Source organism: Sporanaerobium hydrogeniformans, from assembly GCF_002735925.1.
Lineage (GTDB): Bacteria > Bacillota > Clostridia > Lachnospirales > Cellulosilyticaceae > Sporanaerobium > Sporanaerobium hydrogeniformans.
The window spans coordinates 123,129-143,522 of the sequence record NZ_PEDL01000002.1; the positions used below are offsets into that span (position 1 = coordinate 123,129).

Below are 20,394 nucleotides of genomic sequence, written 5' to 3' on the forward strand. Positions count from 1 at the left end.
ATGAATGGAGGAAGATGAATGACACGATTATTTAATTATTTAAAGCCTTACTTAGGTTTTATTTTATTAGCAGTTTTATTGCTTTTTGGGCAAGCTATGTGTGAACTGGCACTACCTGATTATATGTCTAATATTGTAAACAATGGAATTGTAAGTGGAGATACAGGGTATATTTTGAAGATAGGTGCATGGATGTTGGTTGTTTCTTTAGGAAGTGTACTTTGTGCTGTGGCAGTAGGTTTTATTGCAGCACGTGTGGCAGCAGCTGTAGCCAAGAGCTTAAGGCAAGATTTATTTGAGAAGGTAGAAAGCTTTTCACAGGCAGAATTTGAAAAGTTTTCTACAGCGTCTCTTATCACACGTACGACCAATGATATTACACAAGTACAAATGCTTATTTTTATGATGATTCGTATGATGTGTTATGCACCTATCATGGGTATTGGAGGGATTTTGAGAGCGTTATCCAAAGATGTTTCTATGTCTTGGATTATTGCACTTGCTGTAATTATTTTAATAGGACTAATTAGTATTATCTTTTCCTTAGCGATGCCTAGGTTTAAGAAAGTACAAAAGCTTATTGACCGTTTAAATTTGGTAACCCGTGAAGAGTTATCAGGAATGCTTGTTATACGTGCTTTTAATAAAGAAAGATTTGAAGAAAAACGTTTTGATACTGTAAATAAAGATTTAGCAGGAACACAATTATTTGTTAACCGTACGATGGGACTACTGATGCCAGCTATGATGCTTCTTATGAATTTAGTAAGTATTCTTATCATATGGATAGGTTCCCAAAGGGTAGCTGCTTTACAAATACAAGTAGGGGATATGATGGCTTTTATGCAATATGCTATGCAAATCATTATGTCTTTCTTAATGATTTCAATGATGTTTATTATGGTGCCACGAGCATCTGTTTCTGCCATAAGGATAGCAGAAGTGCTAGAAACAGAGTTAACGATAAAAGAACCTAAAAAACTCCTTGCTTTGCCTGAAAAGGTAAGAGGAGAGATAGAATTTAAAAATGTATATTTTAGATATCCAGATGCACAAGAGGATATTTTACACGCTATTAATTTTATAGCAAAACCAGGACAGACAACAGCTTTTATTGGTTCAACAGGAAGTGGAAAATCGACACTTGTTAATCTAATACCACGTTTTTATGATGTGACACAGGGAGAAATTTTATTAGATGGTATCGATATTAGACAAGTGACACAGCAAGATCTCCGAGAACAAATTGGCTATGTACCTCAAAAGGCAGTGCTTTTTTCCGGAACAATTAGAAGTAATTTAGCCTATGGAAAAGAAAGTCTTTCAAAAGAGGTGCTAGAAGAAATAGTAGAAACAGCACAAGTCAAGGAGTTTATTGATCGAGCAGATGTAGGATTTGAGAAACAGATCGCTCAAGGTGGAACCAATGTTTCAGGAGGACAAAAACAGCGTCTTTGTATTGCGAGAGCATTGGCTAAACAATCACCAGTGTATATTTTTGATGATAGTTTTTCAGCCCTTGATTTCAAGACAGATGCCCTACTAAGAGCAGCACTTAAAAAAACAACTGCTGATAGTACGGTATTTATTGTAGCACAGCGCATTAGTACCATTCGTCATGCAGAGCAGATTATTGTATTAGATGAAGGGCATATTGTGGGTAAAGGGACTCATAAAGAGCTGATGAAATCTTGTGAGGTTTACAGAGAGATTGCTTCCTCACAATTATCCAAGGAGGAGCTAGCATAATGAATGAACAAGATAAAATGAGACAGCAGCCCAAACGTCCAAGAGGACCAATGGGAGGCCATATGGGAATGAGAAGTATGGGTGCAGGTGAGAAAGCACAAGACTTTAAAGGAACTATGAAAAAGCTGATAACTTATTTAAGCACTTATAAATTAGGTGTTATAGCTGTTGTTATTTTTGCTATTGCATCCACTCTATTTACTATTGTAGGCCCCTCTCTATTAGGGAAGGCAACAACGAAATTGTTTGAAGCTATGATGCGATATATGCAAACAGGCGTAATGCAAGTTGACTTTAGATTTATTGGCAGATACCTTATTTTCTTACTGGTACTTTATAGTATTTCAGCTGCCTTTAGTTATATACAGAACTGGATGATGATAGGTATTTCAAATAAAGTGACTTATGAAATGCGACGGGATATTTCTGAGAAAATAAACCGTCTACCTCTTAAGTATTTTGATCGACGTACCCATGGAGAAGTTTTATCTCGCATTACGAATGATGTGGATACGGTAAGTCAGACTTTAAATCAAAGTATGACGCAAATTATTACTTCAATAGCTACAGTTATTGGTGTACTTGTAATGATGCTACGTATTAGTCCATCTATGACATTAGCTGCCCTTATTGTTATCCCACTATCACTAGGGTTTGTAATGCTTATTGTAAAAAGCTCTCAAAAATACTTTAAAGAGCAACAAGCTTATTTAGGACATATTAATGGGCATATAGAAGAAATGTATTCAGGACATGTAGTGGTAAAAGCATTTAATGGTGAAAAGGCATCTCTAGAAAAATTTCAAAAATATAATAATAAGCTTTATGATTCAGCATGGAAATCCCAATTTTTATCAGGTTTAATGATGCCAGTTATGGGGTTTGTAGGCAACCTAGGGTATGTATTGGTTTGTATTTTAGGGGGCTATTTAGCTATTAAAAATAGGATTGAAGTGGGAGATATTCAAGCTTTTATTCAATATATGCGTTCGTTTACACAACCAATATCTCAATTAGCTAATATTTCAAATGTTTTACAGTCTACAGCAGCTGCAGCTGAACGTGTCTTCGAATTTTTAGATGAAGAAGAGGAAAGGGAAGAAAGCAAAACACCACTTAAGCTTCAAGAAGTAGAGGGACATGTGAGTTTTGAAAATGTATGCTTTGGCTATAGCCCAGATAAAATAATTATCAAAAATTTCACGGCAGATATTTCGCAAGGCAAAAAGGTGGCTATTGTAGGGCCTACAGGAGCAGGTAAAACCACGGTTGTTAAATTACTTATGCGTTTTTATGATATTAATGCAGGTCAAATTAAAATTGATGGGCACTCTATTTGCGACTTTACAAGGCAAGATTTAAGAGCTTTATTTGGTATGGTACTTCAAGATACATGGCTCTATAATGCTACTATCATGGAAAACATTCGTTATAGTAAAATGAATGCTACTGACCAAGAAGTTATTAAGGCAGCTAAAGCAGCCCATGTAGATAGTTTTATACGTACTTTACCTGCAGGGTATCAAATGGTACTTAATGAAGAAGCTAGTAATGTTTCACAAGGTCAAAAGCAACTTCTAACGATAGCTAGGGCCCTATTAGCAGACCCTAAAATCCTTATTTTAGATGAAGCAACAAGCTCAGTTGATACGCGTACAGAAGTACTCATTCAAAAAGCAATGGAAACCTTGATGAAGGGTAGAACAAGTTTTGTTATTGCACATCGCTTATCTACAATTAGAGATGCAGATCTTATTTTAGTGATGAAAGACGGAGATATTATTGAGCAAGGAACGCATGAAGAACTTCTTGCGAAAGGTGATTTTTATGCAAGTCTCTATAATAGCCAGTTTGCAGTTTCTTAAAAGGTTATTGGATAATTGATAGTTAATAATTAAAGCCATAAAACTATTTTTCTAGTTTTATGGCTCTTTTTATAAAAGTAGGGTAATTAAATGATTTTAGTTGTCCAGTTTTCTACATTCCAAACATCTGTTACGAAGCTTTGATAAAAATAAGGTTCGTGGCAAACAAGAAGAACGGTTCCTTTAAATTCACGAATAGCCTTTTCTAGCTCATCTTTAGCTTCTGGGTCAAGGTGATTAGTTGGTTCGTCTAAAACAAGTAAATTAAGTTCTTCCATAAGGAGTTTGCAAAGGCGTACCTTTGCATTTTCTCCACCAGAGAGAACTTTCATTGGGCTTGTAATATGGTCAGTGGTAAGACCACATTTAGCAAGCGCTGTACGTACCTCGTGATTACTCATAGAAGGGTAGAGGTTCCAAATTTCTTCAAGTGCTGTATGGGTATTGTTACGTGTATCTTCTTGTTCGAAATAGCCATACTTCACATTTTCACCAAATTCTACTTTCCCAGAGATAGGTTTAATAATGCCAAGTAGAGTTTTTAAAAGAGTCGATTTACCTAATCCATTCACTCCACAAATAGCCACTTTTTGCCCACGCTCTAATTTAAAAGTAAGTGGACTTGTAAGAGGGGTATCATAGCCAAGTACTAAATCATCTGCTTCAATGAGGAAACGACTAGGCGCTTTGTAAGGTTTAAAATTGAAAATAGGTTTTGGTTTCTCATGTACTTTTTCGATAATATCCATTTTATCAAGCTGTTTTTGACGGCTTTTTGCCATACCAGTGGTTGCTACACGCGCTTTGTTACGAGCAATAAAGTCCTCGAGTTTATCGATTTCTTTTTGTTGACGTTCATAGGCTTGCTCTTGTTGACGTTTTTTGAGTTCATAGAGACGTTTAAAATCATCATAATTACCTACATAGCGTGTGAGTTCGCAGTTTTCTACATGATAAATGAGATTGCATACAGCATTAATAAAGGGGATATCATGAGAAACAAGGATAAAGGCATTTTCATAGTTTTGTAAGTAGCGTGTTAACCATTCAATATGATTTTCATCTAAATAGTTTGTGGGTTCATCTAATATAAGAATAGTGGGATTTTCGAGAAGGAGTTTCGTTAAAAGAACCTTCGTACGTTGTCCCCCACTTAATTCATCTACTTGACGGTCAAGACCAATATCACCTAAGCCAAGACCTTGAGCTACCTCTTCAATTTTAGCGTCAAGAGAATAAAAACCACTTGTATCTAATATATTTTGGATTTCAGCAGCATCCTCCATCATCTTAGCTACTTGATTATCATCTGCTTCGCCCATGCTTTCATATAAACCAAGCATTTCAGTTTCAAGTTCAAAAAGATGATTAAAGGCAAGGCGCAGATTGTCTCTTATAGTACTTCCAGGTTCTAAGGCAGAATGTTGATCCAGGTAGCCGACAGTTACACGGTTAGACCATTCAATAGTTCCTTCATCAGGCATTAATTTTCCAGTAATAATATTTAAAAAAGTCGATTTTCCCTCTCCGTTAGCACCAACTAAGGCAACATGCTCACCTTTTAAGAGCCGAAAAGAGACATCTTCTAAAATTCCACGGGCTCCAAAGCCATGAGTGACATTTTTTACGTTTAGTATACTCATCTTCTTTCTCCTTATAAATTATAAAATACATCCTTTTTATGATAATAGAAAAAATAAAAAAAGTATAGTGTTTCCTTATTGTAAATTATTTTACCTACACAAAAAAGGGAATTTAGAGTAGAATAGATAGGTAACATTTTTATTTTATAAGGAGAACTAGAAATGACTGGAAGAGAAAATGACATAAAAATAGCGACAGTACTGAGAGAGGGTTTTATAAAGGAATACAATGATGACCAATTATTTAGTTTGCTTTTAGATACAATAAAAGATGGATATGAAGAGCGTTTTATACACAGAGCTACTAAAGAATGTAAGCTTAATGTAGTGGTGCATTATAAAAGACTTAAAGAAATGGTAGATGAAACGCGTAGACAAAATGTAAGGGAGATTTTTGAAAGGGTGTGCTGTATAGAGGAGGCACGTGCATGGATTAATGATAATGGAAAGTATACAGAAATTGTTGCTGGAATTTTCTATGATTTTTATAAAGAAAAAGTAATGCTATATGCCAAAGTTTAAGGAAGAAGAGAGAAATGTAGCTTTTTGTCGAAAAAATATGAATTTATCAATAAAAATGATTGAAAAATCATTAAATATTAAGTATAGTAACTTAAGAAGATAATCTAAAATTTAACCTGTGAAAGGACTTTAATGATGAATAGAAAAAAATTATCAGCTATACTTCTCTCTTCTTTAATGTTAACAAATAGCCTACAAGCAGCAGATTTAAAAATTGTTATTAATGGAGAAGCTGCTACATTGGCAAAACCATTACTTCTTGAAGAAAGAACTTACGTGCCTTTACGTTTTGTAAGTGAAGCCTTGGGGGCAAAAGTAGAGTGGAATGGAGAAGAAAAATCAGCCCTTCTTACAAAGGGGAATAAGCTTATTAAGCTTTTTATTGATAAAAAAGATTACTTAGTAGACAATAAAGCTGGGGTTTTTGAAACGGCACCTTTTGTAAAAGAGGGGACAACCTATGTTCCAGCGCGTTTTGTAAGCGAAAGCTTAGACGGTAAAGTAAATTGGGATCCTAAGACATTTACAGTATCTATTGATACGGCTTCTGAAAGTGTAGTGGAAGTTCCGACAGTAGGAGAAGTAACCTCAGCAGAAGGGGAAACATTAACTGAAATCATTACTAACCATACACAAGTAGAACAAGAACAAAATAAATATGTTGTAACAGGCACCTACTCACTTTGTGGCTTTGACATTCCTCTTTATGAGGGAACTGTCATCAAAGATGACTTAACACAAGCAACAGGTATTATTATTGAACAGCCTTTTGGAGTATCTGTATTTGGTTCTACAACTATTCCTAAATATGATGATAACTTTAATGACTTAGGTTACTATGAAGTGTTTATGGGATTTGATTTTTCAGATTATAAATCATTAGACAAAGAAATGAGTTATCAAATGATTAGAGAGGTATTAGGACAAAAGTTTTCAAAGAAGGTCATTGATACGCTTTTTACAGAAAAACATGAAGAAGAGTATAAAGAAAAGGGCTATACTCTTGCTTATGAAATAAATATGAATGGTTATGGTTTTTATATCAACAAATAAAGTATAAAAAAGAAAATGTACCCTATAAAGTAGAGTACTAAAAAAGAGACTAGGCAACACTTAAAAGATGATTTCTGTATGCTACAGAAGTCATCTTTTTTTAGCTATGTTTGTGTTTAAGACTTTCTAAAATATCATAAGGAATGGCAAGCTTGCCATAGCCCGTACCAAGGTCAAGCCCAGGTTTATTTTCGCCATGGAAGTCGCTACCACCTGTGGGTAAAAGTTTGTATTTTAAGCAACATTCTAATAAGCTAAGGACATCAGTATGCTCATGAGTGCAATAAAGTGTTTCAAGTCCATCTAAGCCATCCGCTTTTAAAGTAGATAAAAGCACTTCAAATTGCTCATTTTCAAAATGATAGAGTAGGGGATGAGCAAGAACAGCTAGGCCTCCTGCTGCATGAATAGTAGCAATACATTCTTCAGGGGTAAAGCGTTTACGTGATACATAACAAGGTTTTCCACGATTCAAATATTTTTCAAAAGCTTCCAAACGCGTTTCTACATAGCCTTTATGAAAAAATGCATTAGCAAAATGAGCTCTTGTGGCAACCACATAAGGGTCACTCAGAAGTAGCTTATCTTCTTCATTAAAGATGAAGCCCAAACTCTCACATTGTGTGAGCATTTGGAGATTACGGGCATGACGCCTTGCTAAAATACTTTTTAGTTTGTTTTTAAGAAATACATTTTTAGGGTCAATAAAATAGCCAAGAATATGGATTTCTCTATTTTGGTATTCGGCAGCAAATTCAATACCTGGTATGACCTCAAGGCCGAGTTCTTCACCTTTTTGCTGACACTCAGCAATACCATCTATTGTATCATGGTCTGTTAATGCAATGGCACTTAGTCCTTTTTCTTTAGCATAAATAGCTAACTCTGTAGGGGTAAGTGTCCCGTCTGAAATGGTGGAATGAACATGCAAATCAATTTGTTTCATAAGTAATGCCTCCTTCATTTATTATTTTATCATACTTGGGGTTAAATGTACGTAAAATAATAAGAGTAGAATAAGAAGGAGGAAGGAATATGCCCAAACATAAAAGTAAAGAACCTCTTGATATGCCCACTGTTTTTATGACCCTTATTAAAGCAAATGTAATGGCCTACGTTGTAACTGCTATTTTTATCTTACTTGGTTCTATCCTACTTACATACACCAATGCATCACCAGCTGTGGAAAACTGGATTGTTATGCTCGGTATTATGCTCTCCGCATTTTTAGCTGGTTTTGATACAGCTAAGGTGGAGTCTAGAAATGGCTATAAGTGGGGAACGATAGGAGGTGCGTTGTATTTTGTTCTATTTTTAATATTAGGAACTTTAACAGGTAGTCTCAAAGCTGTTGCACCTAGTAGTTTATTTCTTGTTGTAGTTGTGATAGTACTAAGTAGTGCCGTAGCTGGAATGGTTTCAGTAAACTGTCAAAAATAGAACTGTAAGCTATGCAAGCTTGTCAAGATATGGTATAATAAGTCTGGTTTGTAATGAGGAGGGAGAATGTTAGTATGAAGCATATTAAAACATTAAACACTAAAAACTTACCATGCAGTGCTAAAAAAGGTGGTTGTGGTGAATGCCAAACTTCATGTCAATCAGCATGTAAAACATCTTGTACTGTAGGAAACCAAGCTTGCGAAAAATAATTTTGCATGCAGCAGTGACGTTATGTCGCTGCTTTTATTTTTGAGCGTATTTCATAAAAGATAGAGGAAGGGAAAATAAATGATTCACAAGTTTAAATTTGAAAACAGTAACATTGTCATGGATATACACAGTGGAAGCATTCATCTATTAGATGATGTAGCTTATACCTTAGTAGAAGAAGCAGAGACTTTATCCAAAGAGGAGTTGATGCTTAAGTATGCGGGACAATTTGAAAAAGAGCAAATTGAAGAAGCTTATGAAGAACTCATGAGTTTAAAAGAGCAACAAATGTTATATACCCCTGATCTATATGAAGAATTTGTACCTGCTTTCTTGGAAAGAGAACCAGTTGTAAAAGCACTTTGCCTTCATGTAGCCCATGATTGTAATCTTGCTTGTCAATATTGTTTTGCTGGTGAAGGGGAATATCATGGTGAACGTGGTATGATGAGTTTTGAAGTAGGGAAAAATGCTATTGACTTTATTATTCAAAATTCTAAACATCGTAAGAATATTGAAATTGATTTTTTTGGTGGCGAACCCTTAATGAATTTTGAAGTAGTGAAACAAATTGTAGAGTATGCACGTTCTAGAGAGGCAGAATCAGGTAAAACTTTCCGTTTTACTATGACAACGAATGGTGTTTTACTAAATGATGAAATAATTGATTATCTTAATGCAAATATGTATAACGTGGTTTTAAGTTTAGATGGTCGTCCAGAAGTTAATGACCGTATGCGACCCACTTGTAATGGTAAAGGAAGCTATGAGGTGATTTTACCTAAATTTAAAAAATTAGTAGAAAAAAGGCAAGGCAAGCAATATTACGTAAGAGGTACCTTTACCCGTCATAACCTTGATTTTGCTGAAGATGTAAAGCATATCCATGAAGCAGGCTTTGATGAAGTTTCAGTTGAACCAGTAGTGGCACCAACAACAATGAACTATGCACTTCAGCAAGAAGATGTGAGCCAGCTTTGTAAAGAATATGAAACGCTTGCTAAACATATGGTGAAGCTAACTAAACAAGGAAAAGGATTTAACTTTTTCCATTTTATGATTGATTTAGAAGGAGGACCTTGTGTACATAAGCGTTTAGCAGGCTGTGGGTCAGGTACAGAGTATTTGGCTGTAACACCTGATGGTGATCTTTATCCCTGTCATCAATTTGTGGGTCTTCCAGAATTTAAAATGGGAGATGTGAAACAAGGTATAACGAACCTAGAAAAACGTGCTGAGTTTGAAAAGTGTAATGTTTATAGCAAAGAGATGTGTAAATCCTGTTGGGCGAAATTCCAATGTAGTGGAGGCTGTGCAGCTAATTCTTATAATTTTCATGGTACGATAAACTCTGTTTATGAAATAGGCTGTGCCCTTCAAAAGAAGCGTATTGAATGTGCGGTTGGAATAAAGGCAGAGTTACTTGAAAGCGAATAAGAAGTAAAAAGTAATAAAATTTTACAGAATACACCTTTTTAATTGACTATATTTTTCACAAATTATATAATCAATAGGACATATTATTTTTTAAGAGGGATCTTAAGGAGGAAGTATAATGAAGGGAAAGAATACGAAAGCGAAAAGTATTTTTGTCTTTCTAGGCATGCTCATACTTGTAGCCGCTATAAGTGGCTTAGCTGTTCTAGCATGTATGGGAGTTGGCAAAGAGCAAGTAGCAAAAGTAGAAGTGACACAAGAAACAAAGGCGGAAACTGAGCAAGCTAAAGAAGTAAAGGATGAAGAAGCAAAAGAAGAGACTACAGAAGAAACAAAGCTTCCACAAATTGCTCAAAAGAAAATTAGACTCGGACTTGACCTTCAAGGTGGAGTAAATATTGTGTATGAGCCTAAGTTAGATAGAGCTCCTACTGCAGAAGAAATGTCAGCAGCCCGTCTCATGATTCAAAAGAGACTGGATGCAAAGGGGTATACGGAGGCAGAAGTTTCACAAGAAGGGAACAAACGTATTCGTGTGGATATCCCAGGAGTAGATGACCCACAAAAAGCTATTGAAGAAATTGGGGCAGCAGGGCTTTTGCGTTTTGTGGATATGCAAGGGAATGAGATTGTAACGGGTAAAAATGTACAAAAAGCTACACCACAAGCCTATAATGGTAATGCTGGTACAGAAATAGTGGTAAGCGTAGAGATGGATAGTGAAGGAACAAAACTTTTTTCTGACTTCACAAAAGACCATATAGGGGAACAAATTTTTATCTTATTGGATGAGACCTTCTTATCTGCACCTACCATTCAAGCACATATTCAAGATGGAAAAGGGCAAATTAGTGGTAGTTTTACAATTGAAAGTGCTCAGGAGCTAGCAGATGGTATTAATGCTGGAGCCCTTCCTTTTGCTTTAGAGCCAGTAAACTCAATGGGGATTGGGGCAAAGCTTGGTCTAGACTCTCTAAACTCAAGTTTAATAGCAGGTCTTATCGGATTTATCCTTATTTTAATCTTTATGGGTGTGATGTATAGAGGATGTGGACTAGCTGCAGATATCGCTCTTACACTCTATATAGCACTTCTTATTCTTGTTTTAACAGCGATGGAAGCCACACTTACTTTACCTGGTATTGCAGGTATTTTGCTTTCAATAGGTATGGCAGTAGATGCAAATATTATTATCTTTGTACGTATTAAAGAGGAGTTAAACTTAGGACGTTCAGTACGTTCAGCAGTAGATGCAGGGTTCCAAAAGGCCTTCAGTGCTATTTTAGATGGTAATGTAACAACCCTTATTGCTGCTGTGGTACTTTATATATTTGGTACAGGTCTTATTAAGAGCTTTGCAACAACACTGGGTATTGGTATTGTCATATCTATGTTTACAGCTCTAGTAGTGACACGTATTTTACTCAAAGCATTTGTAAATATGGACATTAGAAAACCAGCTTTTTATGCAATAGTTAAAAAGCAAAGTAAGGAGGCCTAAACAATGAAGTTTATTGAGAATAAAAATAAGTTTTTTATCGCATCATTAGTTGTTATAGCGATTGGGCTACTTACCATGTGCTTTAATGGCTTTACAGGAAAAGGAGCCTTTGAACAAGATATTGAGTTTAAGGGAGGTTCACTTATTCAAGTGAATATTGAGCAAAAATTAACTGGGACAATTAAAGAAGAGTTAGTGGAACTTACCAAGGAAATCACAGGAGATGCGAATCCTCGTATTACAGCAGCAGATAATACGGATGTTATTATTACGATGACACGTGCAGATGCAGACTCTCGTATCAAGTTATTTGAAGCAATTAAAGAAAAGTATAATTTAAAAGATGATCAAGCACGTGCAGACTCTGACGTGTCACCTTCTATTAGTGGAGAAATTAAATTAGGTGCTTTAAAAGCAGTTGTTTTAGGTGCTGTTTTAATTCTTATTTATATTTCTTTTCGTTTTAAAGACTTTAAGTTTGGTGCCAGTGCAGTAATTGCTCTTATGCATGATGTTTTAATTATGTTAGCAGTATATTCCGTTTTCCGTATACCACTTAATAATTCCTTTATTGCAGCTATGTTAACTATTGTAGGTTATTCTATCAATGATACGATTATTATTTTTGACCGTATTCGTGAAAATAAAGGTAAGATGATAACAGATCATATAGACATTATTAATACAAGTATCAATCAAACGTTATCACGTTCTATTTATACTTCTCTTACAACACTTATTATGATTGTTCTTCTCTTTATATTAGGTGCTGATTCTGTAAAACAATTTGCTTTTCCACTGATTATTGGGATTGTTGCAGGAACCTATTCTTCTATTTTTATTGCTAGCCCACTTTGGTATATAATGAGTAAAAGTAAAAAAAATAAGAAAAAGAATGGTAAACCTAAAACTGCTTAAAGAGATAAATGAGTTATTATTTTTATTAAAAGAAGATAAGTAATAGTAAGTTTCAAACTATTACTTATCTTCTTTTTTAATAAAATTATTCTAAATACATAGTAATTACATGTTGCTTTGGTATAATAATAGTAAAGAATAAGGACAAAGTCATTTTAAAAGAAGAAAGAGGCGAGATGATGGATAATGTATCTTCAGACAAAAAAAGCTTAAAAGAGCGTTTAAAATCTTTAGTAGTAGGGATTTTAATAGTCCCAGTTATCATCTTTTTATTGATTACTGAAGCTATTGTACATAACTGGGTAAGAAGTATTCTGCTTACAGTATTAGTAACCATTATTATGATTATAAGTGGAATGATTATTGCTTTGCCTATTAAGAAATTAATAAAAAAATATGGAAGAGAAGTAGCACGTATTAAAGAGGGGGATTTTACACTCCTAGAGGAATTAGAGCAATATAAATCGAATAAGGCATTTGCGGCTTTAACGGAAGTTTTAGGTGAAGTTTTAGGTGAGTTTAAGGGACTTATTGATTCAACCTTTTATATGATGCAATCTATTGTTGGTTCTAGTAAAAAGGTGCATAAGGTAGCAGATGAAACAGTAACAGCTATGGAAGCGATATGTGACACCTTACAAGACATTGCAGTAGGTGCAACTAAGCAAGCTTCACAAAGTCAAAGTTGCCAAGCTATGATGGAAGCTTTATCAACAGAGATTGAAAGCACTAATAAAAGCTGTAAAAGCATGTTAGAAGCCACTCAAAGAATTACAGTTTTAAGTGATGAAGGAAGTCAGTCTCTCTCTGTCCTTCGTAATAAAACAGGTGAAACAGCTGATTCCATAGAAAGTATTTCTGTAGCTATTAAAAATTTAAATGAAAAACTTAAGCATATTGCGACTTTCGTAGACTCTATTGAGAATATCGCTTCTCAAACGAATCTTCTTGCTCTAAATGCAGCAATAGAAGCTGCTCGTGCAGGAGAAGCGGGAAGGGGCTTTGGAGTAGTGGCAGAAGAAATTCGAACATTAGCAGACCAAAGTAGACAATCTACAGATGAAATTAAGAATCTTGTGGAAGGCATTTATGCAGAAGCAGATGAAGCAACTCGTGTAATGCAACTGGTGAATCGTGCGACAGAAGAAGAAGAAAGGGCTGTTGCTCAAACAGATACAGCATTTAAAGAAATTACTACAGGTATTCAGTTTATCATTGAAAAAATTGATACAGCAGCAGTCTCTATTACAAAAGTTAATCATGATAAAGAAGGAGTTGTTTCTGCTATAGAAGCTATTTCAGCTGTTACACAAACCACAGCAGCTTATACAGAAGAAGTAGCAAGTACAGCTCAAACTCAAATGACAGTTATGGAAGAATTAAAGACCTCTGCCAATGAGCTCAATGAGCAAGTTCTAACTATTGATAAAAAATTAGCTAAGTATAAGCGATAAGAATAGAAAAAGCATCTTCAGTCTGAAGTATGCTTTTTTATTCTTATCGGATTGTTCATAAAGAAGGATGAATTGACAGGCAACCGTTCTTAGTGTAAAATAGATTTTAATTTAAATAAATGAGTTAAAAAGGAGAGTATTCAATTTATGGAATCTAGCGATGAAGGTGACGAGGCGGAATGTTTCTGTAGCTACAGAGCCTTATTTTGCGTAACTTTAGATACATATAAAAAAATGAAAATAGAATATAAAAAGAGAGAATGAACATAGCCTTCATGTGCATATAAATTAAGATGCTAAAAATGTAGGTTATGTTTTTTTGCTTATTTTTAGGATATTAAGAGAGGGGGAGAAAGAGCGTTTTGTGTATAAAGTATAGATAGAGAATATAAAAATAGGGTATATATAATAGTATAGGATGTATTAAGAAGGGATAAATATATGAGTAGTAGTGATATAGGAACGTTGGGATTATTAAGTATATTAATTTTAATGTCTGCATATTTTTCGGCAACAGAAACAGCTTTTTCATCTTTAAATAGAATTAGGCTTAAGAACATGGCTGGCAAAGGTAATAAGCGTGCAGCTCTTGCATTAAAGCTTTCAGAAGATTATGATCAAGTACTTTCTAGTATTTTGATTGGAAATAATATTGTAAATATTGCTTCAGCCTCTATTGCAACAGTATTTTTTACGAAGACTTGGGGGGATGCAGCTGTTACTTTATCCACCATTATTACAACCGTTGTAGTTCTTATTTTTGGTGAGATTTGTCCTAAAAGTATTGCAAAAGATATGCCAGAGCGCTTTGCGATTTTATCTGCACCTATTTTGAATGTGATTTGCTACCTCCTTACTCCTCTAAACTTTTTATTTAAAGGACTTAAAAAGCTTATAAATAAGTTGCTTAACTCCAAAGAGGATAGAGGGATTACTGAGGAAGAAATACTTACTTTGGTAGAAGAGGCACAAAGTGATGGTGGCATTAATAAAGAAGAAGGCGAGCTTATTAGAAGCGCTATTGAGTTTAATGATTTAGATGCAGTTGACGTATTTACACCTAGAGTAGATGTAGTAGCCGTAGAAGAAACAGCCACACGAGAAGAAGTAAAAAAAGCTTTTATGGAAAGTGGTTATTCGAGATTGCCTGTCTATAGAGGGGATATTGATAATATTATAGGCATTATTAATGAGAAAGATTTTTATAATAAAGTAGTTGACTTAAATGAAGTATTAGATAGTATTATTGCACCACCTATTTTTGTTGCACCAACTATTAAGATTTCTCATCTTATGAAGCTTTTACAACAAAAACAGTCCCACATTGCTATCATTGTGGATGAATATGGGGGAACAAAGGGGATTGTAACATTAGAGGATATTATTGAAGAATTAGTGGGAGAAATTTGGGATGAACATGATGAGGTAGTAAGTGAAATCATTCAAGTTTCTGAAAATGAATATAAAGTATTAGGTTCTGCCAATGTAGAGAAGGTGTTTAGAGAGCTTAATAGGGATGAAGAAATGGATGCTATGTCTATAAATGGGTGGGTATTTAATGAATTTTCAGCTATACCTGAAGAAGGTGATAGCTTTCAGTACAAAAATCTTAAGGTAGTTGTTTTGAAAATGGAAGAGAGACGGGTGCTGGAGGTAAGTATTACTGTATACCCTGAAAATGAAGAGTAAACTACAGGCTCAAGTAACAAATTACTTTGAACCTGTAGTATTTTTAGAAACTAGGTATAAGGAGAAGAATTTAGTAAGAAATATAAAAATAAGGTATAGGTTTTAAATATAAAAACCTATACCTTATTTTTAAAGTGAGCCATCTGGGACTCGAACCCAGGACCCTCAGATTAAGAGTCTGATGCTCTACCAACTAAGCTAATGACCCATTTACTAAATAAAGGAAAATAATTCTTTTTCACAAAAAATATTATAACACAGAATTGCTTTTTGTCAACTAAATAAAATGTATTTCTACAAATTTTTAAAGGAAACAAGAAAAAAGACCACTGGGGAGAGTAGTCTTTTTTCTTGCAATATAATATATAAAATGGGGAGAAAAGAAGAATATTATGTCTTCTTCATGTGTTTATTATAGAAAAAACACATGTAGAAAATATGTTTATTTCATTTTTTTGTAAAGGAAGGATTGCGGCTTAGGTAGGCTTCCTGTAAGATAGAAAAGAAAGCTTTTAAAAAATGGTTTAGAATAAGGCTTAAAGATAAATACTAAGGTTATAAACACAGATAAAGGAGTTTATTATGTTACATGCTTTTTCACGAACAGAAATGTTAATTGGTACAGAAGCTTTAGAAAAACTAAAGAAAAGTACAATAGCCATATTTGGTGTAGGGGGTGTAGGTTCTTATACCGTTGAAGCATTAGCGCGAAGTGGTATAGGGAAATTGGTTTTAATTGATTATGATGAGGTTTGTCTAACAAACATTAATCGTCAGCTTCATGCAACCTATGAAACCATTGGTAAGGCAAAAGTTGAGTTAATGAAAGAACGTATAAAAGTGATTAACCCAGCGTGTGAGGTGACAATCTTCAAGGCATTTTATACGCCTGAAACAGCTGAGGAGCAGTTAAAGGCAGAATATGATTATGTTGTAGATGCTATTGATATGGTATCTTCTAAATTGCATTTAGTAGAACGTTGTAAAGCACTAGGCGTGCCTATTATAAGCGCTATGGGAGCAGCTAATAAACTAGATCCTACAGTCTTAAAGGTAACGGATATTTATAAAACAAGTATGTGTCCATTGGCTAAAGTAATGCGTAGTGAATTAAAAAAAAGAGGCATAAAAAAGTTAAAGGTAGTTTACTCTACCGAACAGCCTCTTAAGCCTTTACATTTAGAAGGAAGCTGTCCAGAAAATTGTAGTTGTGAAGGTAAAGGTGTAGCTAAGGTTGAGAAAAGGCAGACACCAGGTTCTATCTCTTTTGTACCATCTGTAGCGGGACTTATTATTGCAGGTGAAGTCATTAAGGATCTTATTGGTTATACCACTAAATAATAAAAAGGCACCCTACGCAAGGTGCCTTTTAAACTATCGATTTAAACGTTTATTAAGATCAGTTTGACGGTCATTAGAGAGTTTTAGGAAATCTTTCATTAGATTTTCAAAACTTTCTTGTGGGCTTTCTTTTTTTTGTGGCTTTGAAGTCGGTCTATTTTCTCTATTGGCTTCTTTAATAGAAAGAGAAATTTTACCTTTCTCACTGTCAATAGATAAGATTTTTACTTTTACCTGATCCCCCACTTTAATAGCATCATTAATATTGCTTAGATAACCTTGAGTAATGTGTGAGATATGAACAAGACCTTGAGTTGTGCCATCCAGTGAAATAAATGCTCCGAATGGTTTGATGCCTGTTACAGTCCCTTCAATGATTTGGCCTACTTGAAATTTTTCCGACATGACAACACTCCTATTATAATAGATAACGCCTATAGTATACCATAGTTTTTCCTAACATGTATAGTAATTTGAAAAATAATTCATTAATAATAGAAATAAAAAATATGCTATAATGAAGGTTGACGTGAAAGCAGAATGAAGGAGGTGGAATGTATGCTACCAAGTCGTTATAAATGGCAATATAAAATATCAGACCCAAAAGGGTCATTAGTTGAAGAGATTCTCTATAGAAGAGGATTACAAGATAAGGAGGAGATTGCCAACTTTTTAGCTCCTACCAAAGAAAGCTTATATTCCCCTTATCTTTTAAAGGACATGGAAAAGGCTGTAGAAAGGCTGATACATGCCAAAGAAAAAAAAGAGCAAGTTGTTGTATATGGTGATTATGATGTAGATGGCATCACAAGCACTTCTATTTTATATTTATTTTTAAAGGAAATAGGTTATAAGGTTTCCTATTATATCCCAAACCGTCAGGTGGAAGGATATGGTTTAAATAAAGAAGCCTTGGCAAAGATTAATACTTATGCCCAGCTAGTTATTACTGTTGATACAGGTATTGCTGCTAATAGGGAAGCAGATTTTGCTAAATCGATAGGAATGGATCTAATCATTACAGACCATCATGAATGTCAAGAGGTTCTGCCAGACGCCTATTGTATTATTAATCCTAAAAGAAAAGATAGTAACTATCCTTTTGATGCCTTAGCAGGTGTAGGAGTAACCTTTAAGCTTATTCAAGCTTTAGGCATGAAAATTGAAAGAGAAGAGTTAGCCTGGAAATACATAGATATTGTTGCATTAGGGACAGTAGCTGATGTAGTGCCTTTAGTAGGAGAAAATCGTATTATTACTTCTTTGGGTTTTAAGCAAATGCAAGGAACAACGCATGTTGGTTTAGAGGCACTTTTAACACTAGTAGGGGATGGAAACAAAGAAGAGAAAATGACTTCTAATAAGGTTGCTTATCAAATTGGTCCAAGGATTAATGCAGCAGGAAGATTAAGTGATGCTAAAATAGGGGTAGAACTATTAACCACTACTGATAAAGAAAGAGCTCAGATATTAGCGAAAACCTTAGATGAAGAAAATCGTAGACGTCAAGAAATGGAAGCAGAAATCCTTTTACAAGCTGAAGAATACATGGCGCAATATATTCATGCTGATAAAGAGAAGTTTATTATTGTAGTAGGAAAAGGCTGGCATCATGGTGTTATAGGTATAGTGGCATCTAAATTAATGACGAAATATTATCGTCCTACTATTGTTTTAACAGAAGAAGAAGGAATTCTTTCTGGTTCAGCTAGAAGTATAGAGGGTTTTAATATTTTTGAGGCTGTTAATAGTGCAAAAGAAGAGCTTCTTCGTTTTGGTGGACATGAAATGGCAGCAGGACTTTCGCTAGAGGTCGGGCGATTAGAAGCTTTTAAACAGAAACTAGAGGCTTATAGTGAACAATTTATTGATGAGGAGCTGCTGATTCCTACTTTAAATATTGATTTAACACTAGATGAGAAAACAATTAATCTTCATGCATGTGAAGAAATTGAGCAGTTAGAACCTTTTGGAGCAGCAAATCCCTCTCCTATCTTTTGTGTAAGAGGAAAGGTACAATATGCTCAAAAAATAGGACAAAATGAAAGACATTTACGTCTGACTTTACGAGTAGGTGAGCAACTTTTTTCGGGTATCGGTTTTGATAAAGGTGAACTTGTCGATTATCTAAGTGAAGGAGAAGAAATATTAGTTGCTTGTGAGATTCTTAAAAACACATGGAATAATCGAGTAAGTATACAATTACGAATCAAGGATATTCAATCACCTGAAGAGGAGAGACTCAGAAGTTTTTATTATCGTTCTTTAATGAATTATCTAGAGAGACCTGCACCACTGGAAAAAAACACTATTTTTTTCAAGCAGTCTTCGTTAACTTTAGAAAATAAAGGAGTTGTGCATGTCTATACAGAAGAAGGCTTATTAGAGGTTTATAAAAAACTTAGAAATAAAGGAAAAGCTGTTAACTTCGATTTTAAAGTATGTTATAATGAAGTCTGTTCAAAAAATGCAGTAATACTTATTTGTGTCAACCCACTAAAAAGAGTGAGTGGAAGTGTGGATTATGAATGGGACTTTAAGTCTCAATTAGATAGCTATGAAGTATGTAATCCGCATTTAGTTTTTCATAAAAAGCAATTAGTTAAGATGATTCCAAGTCGTGAAGATTGCCTAGCAGTTTATAGAGTTCTTAAAAACAATAGTTCAGGTACTATTGTTTGTCATAAACTTATCACTAGTCTGCAGGCGAGCAACATGACAGAATATAAATTATTTCATATTTTAATGATTTTTAAAGAACTTGGTTTATTAGTATATGAAATAAAAAATGAAAAGATAGACTATCAAGTTATTTCTACAGCAAAAACTAATTTAGAACATTCTACTCTCTATCGAACGATGCACAAATTTTCGAGTACCATTTTACAACTTAAAGAAACTCATTTCTAAGGAGGAATTGTGATGAATTTATATTCTCTCATTCGTGATGTAAAAGATTTTCCAACAGAAGGCATCCTATTTAAAGATATTACACCTCTTCTTCAAGACAGAGAAGGTTTAAGAGCTTCTATTGATCAAATTGCAGAAAAATTAGAGGGGGTAGAGTTTGACCTTGTGGTAGGACCTGAATCAAGAGGTTTTATATTTGGAGTGCCGACAGCTTACAAATTAGGAAAAGGTTTTGTACCTGTTCGTAAACCAGGGAAATTACCTTATGAGCATATTTCTGAAACCTATGCATTAGAGTATGGCACTTCCACAATTGAAATGCATATTGATGCGATTAAGCCTGGCCAAAAGGTAGTTATTGTAGATGATCTTTTAGCAACAGGTGGAACAACTCGTGCAATGGTTAACCTTATTGAAAAAGTAGGTGGAGAGGTGGCTAAAATTGTATTTGTGATTGAACTTGACAGTTTAAATGGCCGATCTGTACTTGAAGGATATGAAGTAGAATCTTTATTGCACTACTAGTATCGAAAATTATTTTTGTTTATTAAGTGAACCTTAGGTTTTTAGCCTAAGGTTTTTTGTGCTTCATTAAAAGTTGGTTTAATTTTATGAAAGTTAAAGATAAAAAAGAAACTTTAGGTTAAAAAAATGTGAAA

The 20,394-nt window shown here is 34.4% G+C and carries 17 protein-coding genes and 1 tRNA gene; 14 read left to right on the forward strand and 4 right to left on the reverse strand.

Annotation, left to right across the window (positions count from 1 at the left end):
- Positions 1–18 precede the first annotated feature (18 nt).
- Both CS063_RS03465 and CS063_RS03470 read left to right on the forward strand, forming a co-directional pair.
- Positions 19–1,749 (forward strand): ABC transporter ATP-binding protein, encoded by a 1,731-nt coding sequence (locus CS063_RS03465; protein WP_099448296.1) that lies wholly within the window; start codon positions 19–21, stop codon positions 1,747–1,749.
- Entirely contained in the window at positions 1,749–3,614 is a 1,866-nt protein-coding gene (locus tag CS063_RS03470; RefSeq protein WP_099448297.1) for an ABC transporter ATP-binding protein, read from the forward strand. The genes CS063_RS03465 and CS063_RS03470 overlap by 1 nt, the downstream gene beginning before the upstream one ends.
- 86 nt (positions 3,615–3,700) lie before the next feature.
- Here CS063_RS03470 and abc-f read toward each other — a convergent pair whose 3' ends face one another.
- Positions 3,701–5,257, reverse strand: a complete 1,557-nt coding sequence (gene abc-f / locus CS063_RS03475; RefSeq protein WP_099448298.1) for a ribosomal protection-like ABC-F family protein — start codon at positions 5,255–5,257, stop codon at positions 3,701–3,703.
- A 162-nt stretch (positions 5,258–5,419) separates the two neighbouring features.
- Between abc-f and CS063_RS03480 the strand changes: the two genes are divergently transcribed.
- Both CS063_RS03480 and CS063_RS03485 read left to right on the forward strand, forming a co-directional pair.
- Positions 5,420–5,779 carry a hypothetical protein gene (locus CS063_RS03480; protein ID WP_099448299.1) on the forward strand — a complete coding sequence of 120 codons (360 nt, stop codon included), beginning with the start codon at positions 5,420–5,422 and terminating at the stop codon, positions 5,777–5,779.
- Between the two features lie 135 nt (positions 5,780–5,914).
- Entirely contained in the window at positions 5,915–6,832 is a 918-nt protein-coding gene (locus CS063_RS03485; RefSeq protein WP_180270661.1) for a copper amine oxidase N-terminal domain-containing protein, read from the forward strand.
- A gap of 100 nt (positions 6,833–6,932) precedes the next feature.
- Here the strand turns inward: CS063_RS03485 and CS063_RS03490 are convergent, their stop codons facing one another.
- Positions 6,933–7,778, reverse strand: coding sequence for a PHP domain-containing protein (locus CS063_RS03490; protein ID WP_180270662.1), 846 nt, complete (start codon positions 7,776–7,778; stop codon positions 6,933–6,935).
- 89 nt (positions 7,779–7,867) lie between these two features.
- Here CS063_RS03490 and CS063_RS03495 point away from each other — a divergent pair, with 89 nt between their 5' ends.
- The 7 genes from CS063_RS03495 to CS063_RS03525 all read left to right on the forward strand — a co-directional run bounded on the left by CS063_RS03495 (position 7,868) and on the right by CS063_RS03525 (position 15,484).
- On the forward strand, positions 7,868–8,272 hold the full coding sequence (locus CS063_RS03495) for a TIGR04086 family membrane protein (RefSeq protein ID WP_099448302.1): 405 nt from the start codon (positions 7,868–7,870) through the stop codon (positions 8,270–8,272).
- A 74-nt stretch (positions 8,273–8,346) separates the two neighbouring features.
- Entirely contained in the window at positions 8,347–8,484 is a 138-nt protein-coding gene (gene scfA / locus CS063_RS03500) for a six-cysteine ranthipeptide SCIFF (protein WP_069997359.1), read from the forward strand.
- 79 nt (positions 8,485–8,563) lie between these two features.
- Complete coding sequence (gene scfB / locus CS063_RS03505) at positions 8,564–9,922, forward strand: thioether cross-link-forming SCIFF peptide maturase (RefSeq protein WP_099448303.1); 1,359 nt, start codon at positions 8,564–8,566, stop codon at positions 9,920–9,922.
- Between the two features lie 118 nt (positions 9,923–10,040).
- Positions 10,041–11,423 (forward strand): protein translocase subunit SecD, encoded by a 1,383-nt coding sequence (secD, locus tag CS063_RS03510; RefSeq protein ID WP_099448304.1) that lies wholly within the window; start codon positions 10,041–10,043, stop codon positions 11,421–11,423.
- 3 nt (positions 11,424–11,426) lie between these two features.
- Positions 11,427–12,341: a protein translocase subunit SecF gene (secF, locus tag CS063_RS03515; protein ID WP_099448305.1), complete on the forward strand. Its 915-nt coding sequence runs from the start codon at positions 11,427–11,429 to the stop codon at positions 12,339–12,341.
- 176 nt (positions 12,342–12,517) lie between these two features.
- Complete coding sequence (locus CS063_RS03520) at positions 12,518–13,795, forward strand: methyl-accepting chemotaxis protein (protein WP_099448306.1); 1,278 nt, start codon at positions 12,518–12,520, stop codon at positions 13,793–13,795.
- Between the two features lie 441 nt (positions 13,796–14,236).
- Positions 14,237–15,484 (forward strand): HlyC/CorC family transporter, encoded by a 1,248-nt coding sequence (locus CS063_RS03525; protein WP_099448307.1) that lies wholly within the window; start codon positions 14,237–14,239, stop codon positions 15,482–15,484.
- A gap of 135 nt (positions 15,485–15,619) precedes the next feature.
- Here the strand turns inward: CS063_RS03525 and CS063_RS03530 are convergent.
- Positions 15,620–15,692, reverse strand: a tRNA-Lys gene (locus CS063_RS03530).
- Between the two features lie 374 nt (positions 15,693–16,066).
- Between CS063_RS03530 and CS063_RS03535 the strand changes: the two genes are divergently transcribed.
- Positions 16,067–16,825: a tRNA threonylcarbamoyladenosine dehydratase gene (locus CS063_RS03535; protein ID WP_099448308.1), complete on the forward strand. Its 759-nt coding sequence runs from the start codon at positions 16,067–16,069 to the stop codon at positions 16,823–16,825.
- A 33-nt stretch (positions 16,826–16,858) separates the two neighbouring features.
- Here the strand turns inward: CS063_RS03535 and CS063_RS03540 are convergent, their stop codons facing one another.
- Positions 16,859–17,230: a CvfD/Ygs/GSP13 family RNA-binding post-transcriptional regulator gene (locus CS063_RS03540; RefSeq protein WP_099448309.1), complete on the reverse strand. Its 372-nt coding sequence runs from the start codon at positions 17,228–17,230 to the stop codon at positions 16,859–16,861.
- Positions 17,231–17,383: 153 nt separating this feature from the next.
- Here CS063_RS03540 and recJ point away from each other — a divergent pair, with 153 nt between their 5' ends.
- Together recJ and CS063_RS03550 are read left to right on the forward strand one after the other, a co-directional pair.
- Positions 17,384–19,735, forward strand: a complete 2,352-nt coding sequence (recJ, locus tag CS063_RS03545) for a single-stranded-DNA-specific exonuclease RecJ (protein WP_180270663.1) — start codon at positions 17,384–17,386, stop codon at positions 19,733–19,735.
- A gap of 12 nt (positions 19,736–19,747) precedes the next feature.
- Complete coding sequence (locus CS063_RS03550; protein WP_099448311.1) at positions 19,748–20,260, forward strand: adenine phosphoribosyltransferase; 513 nt, start codon at positions 19,748–19,750, stop codon at positions 20,258–20,260.
- Positions 20,261–20,394: the final 134 nt, after the last annotated feature.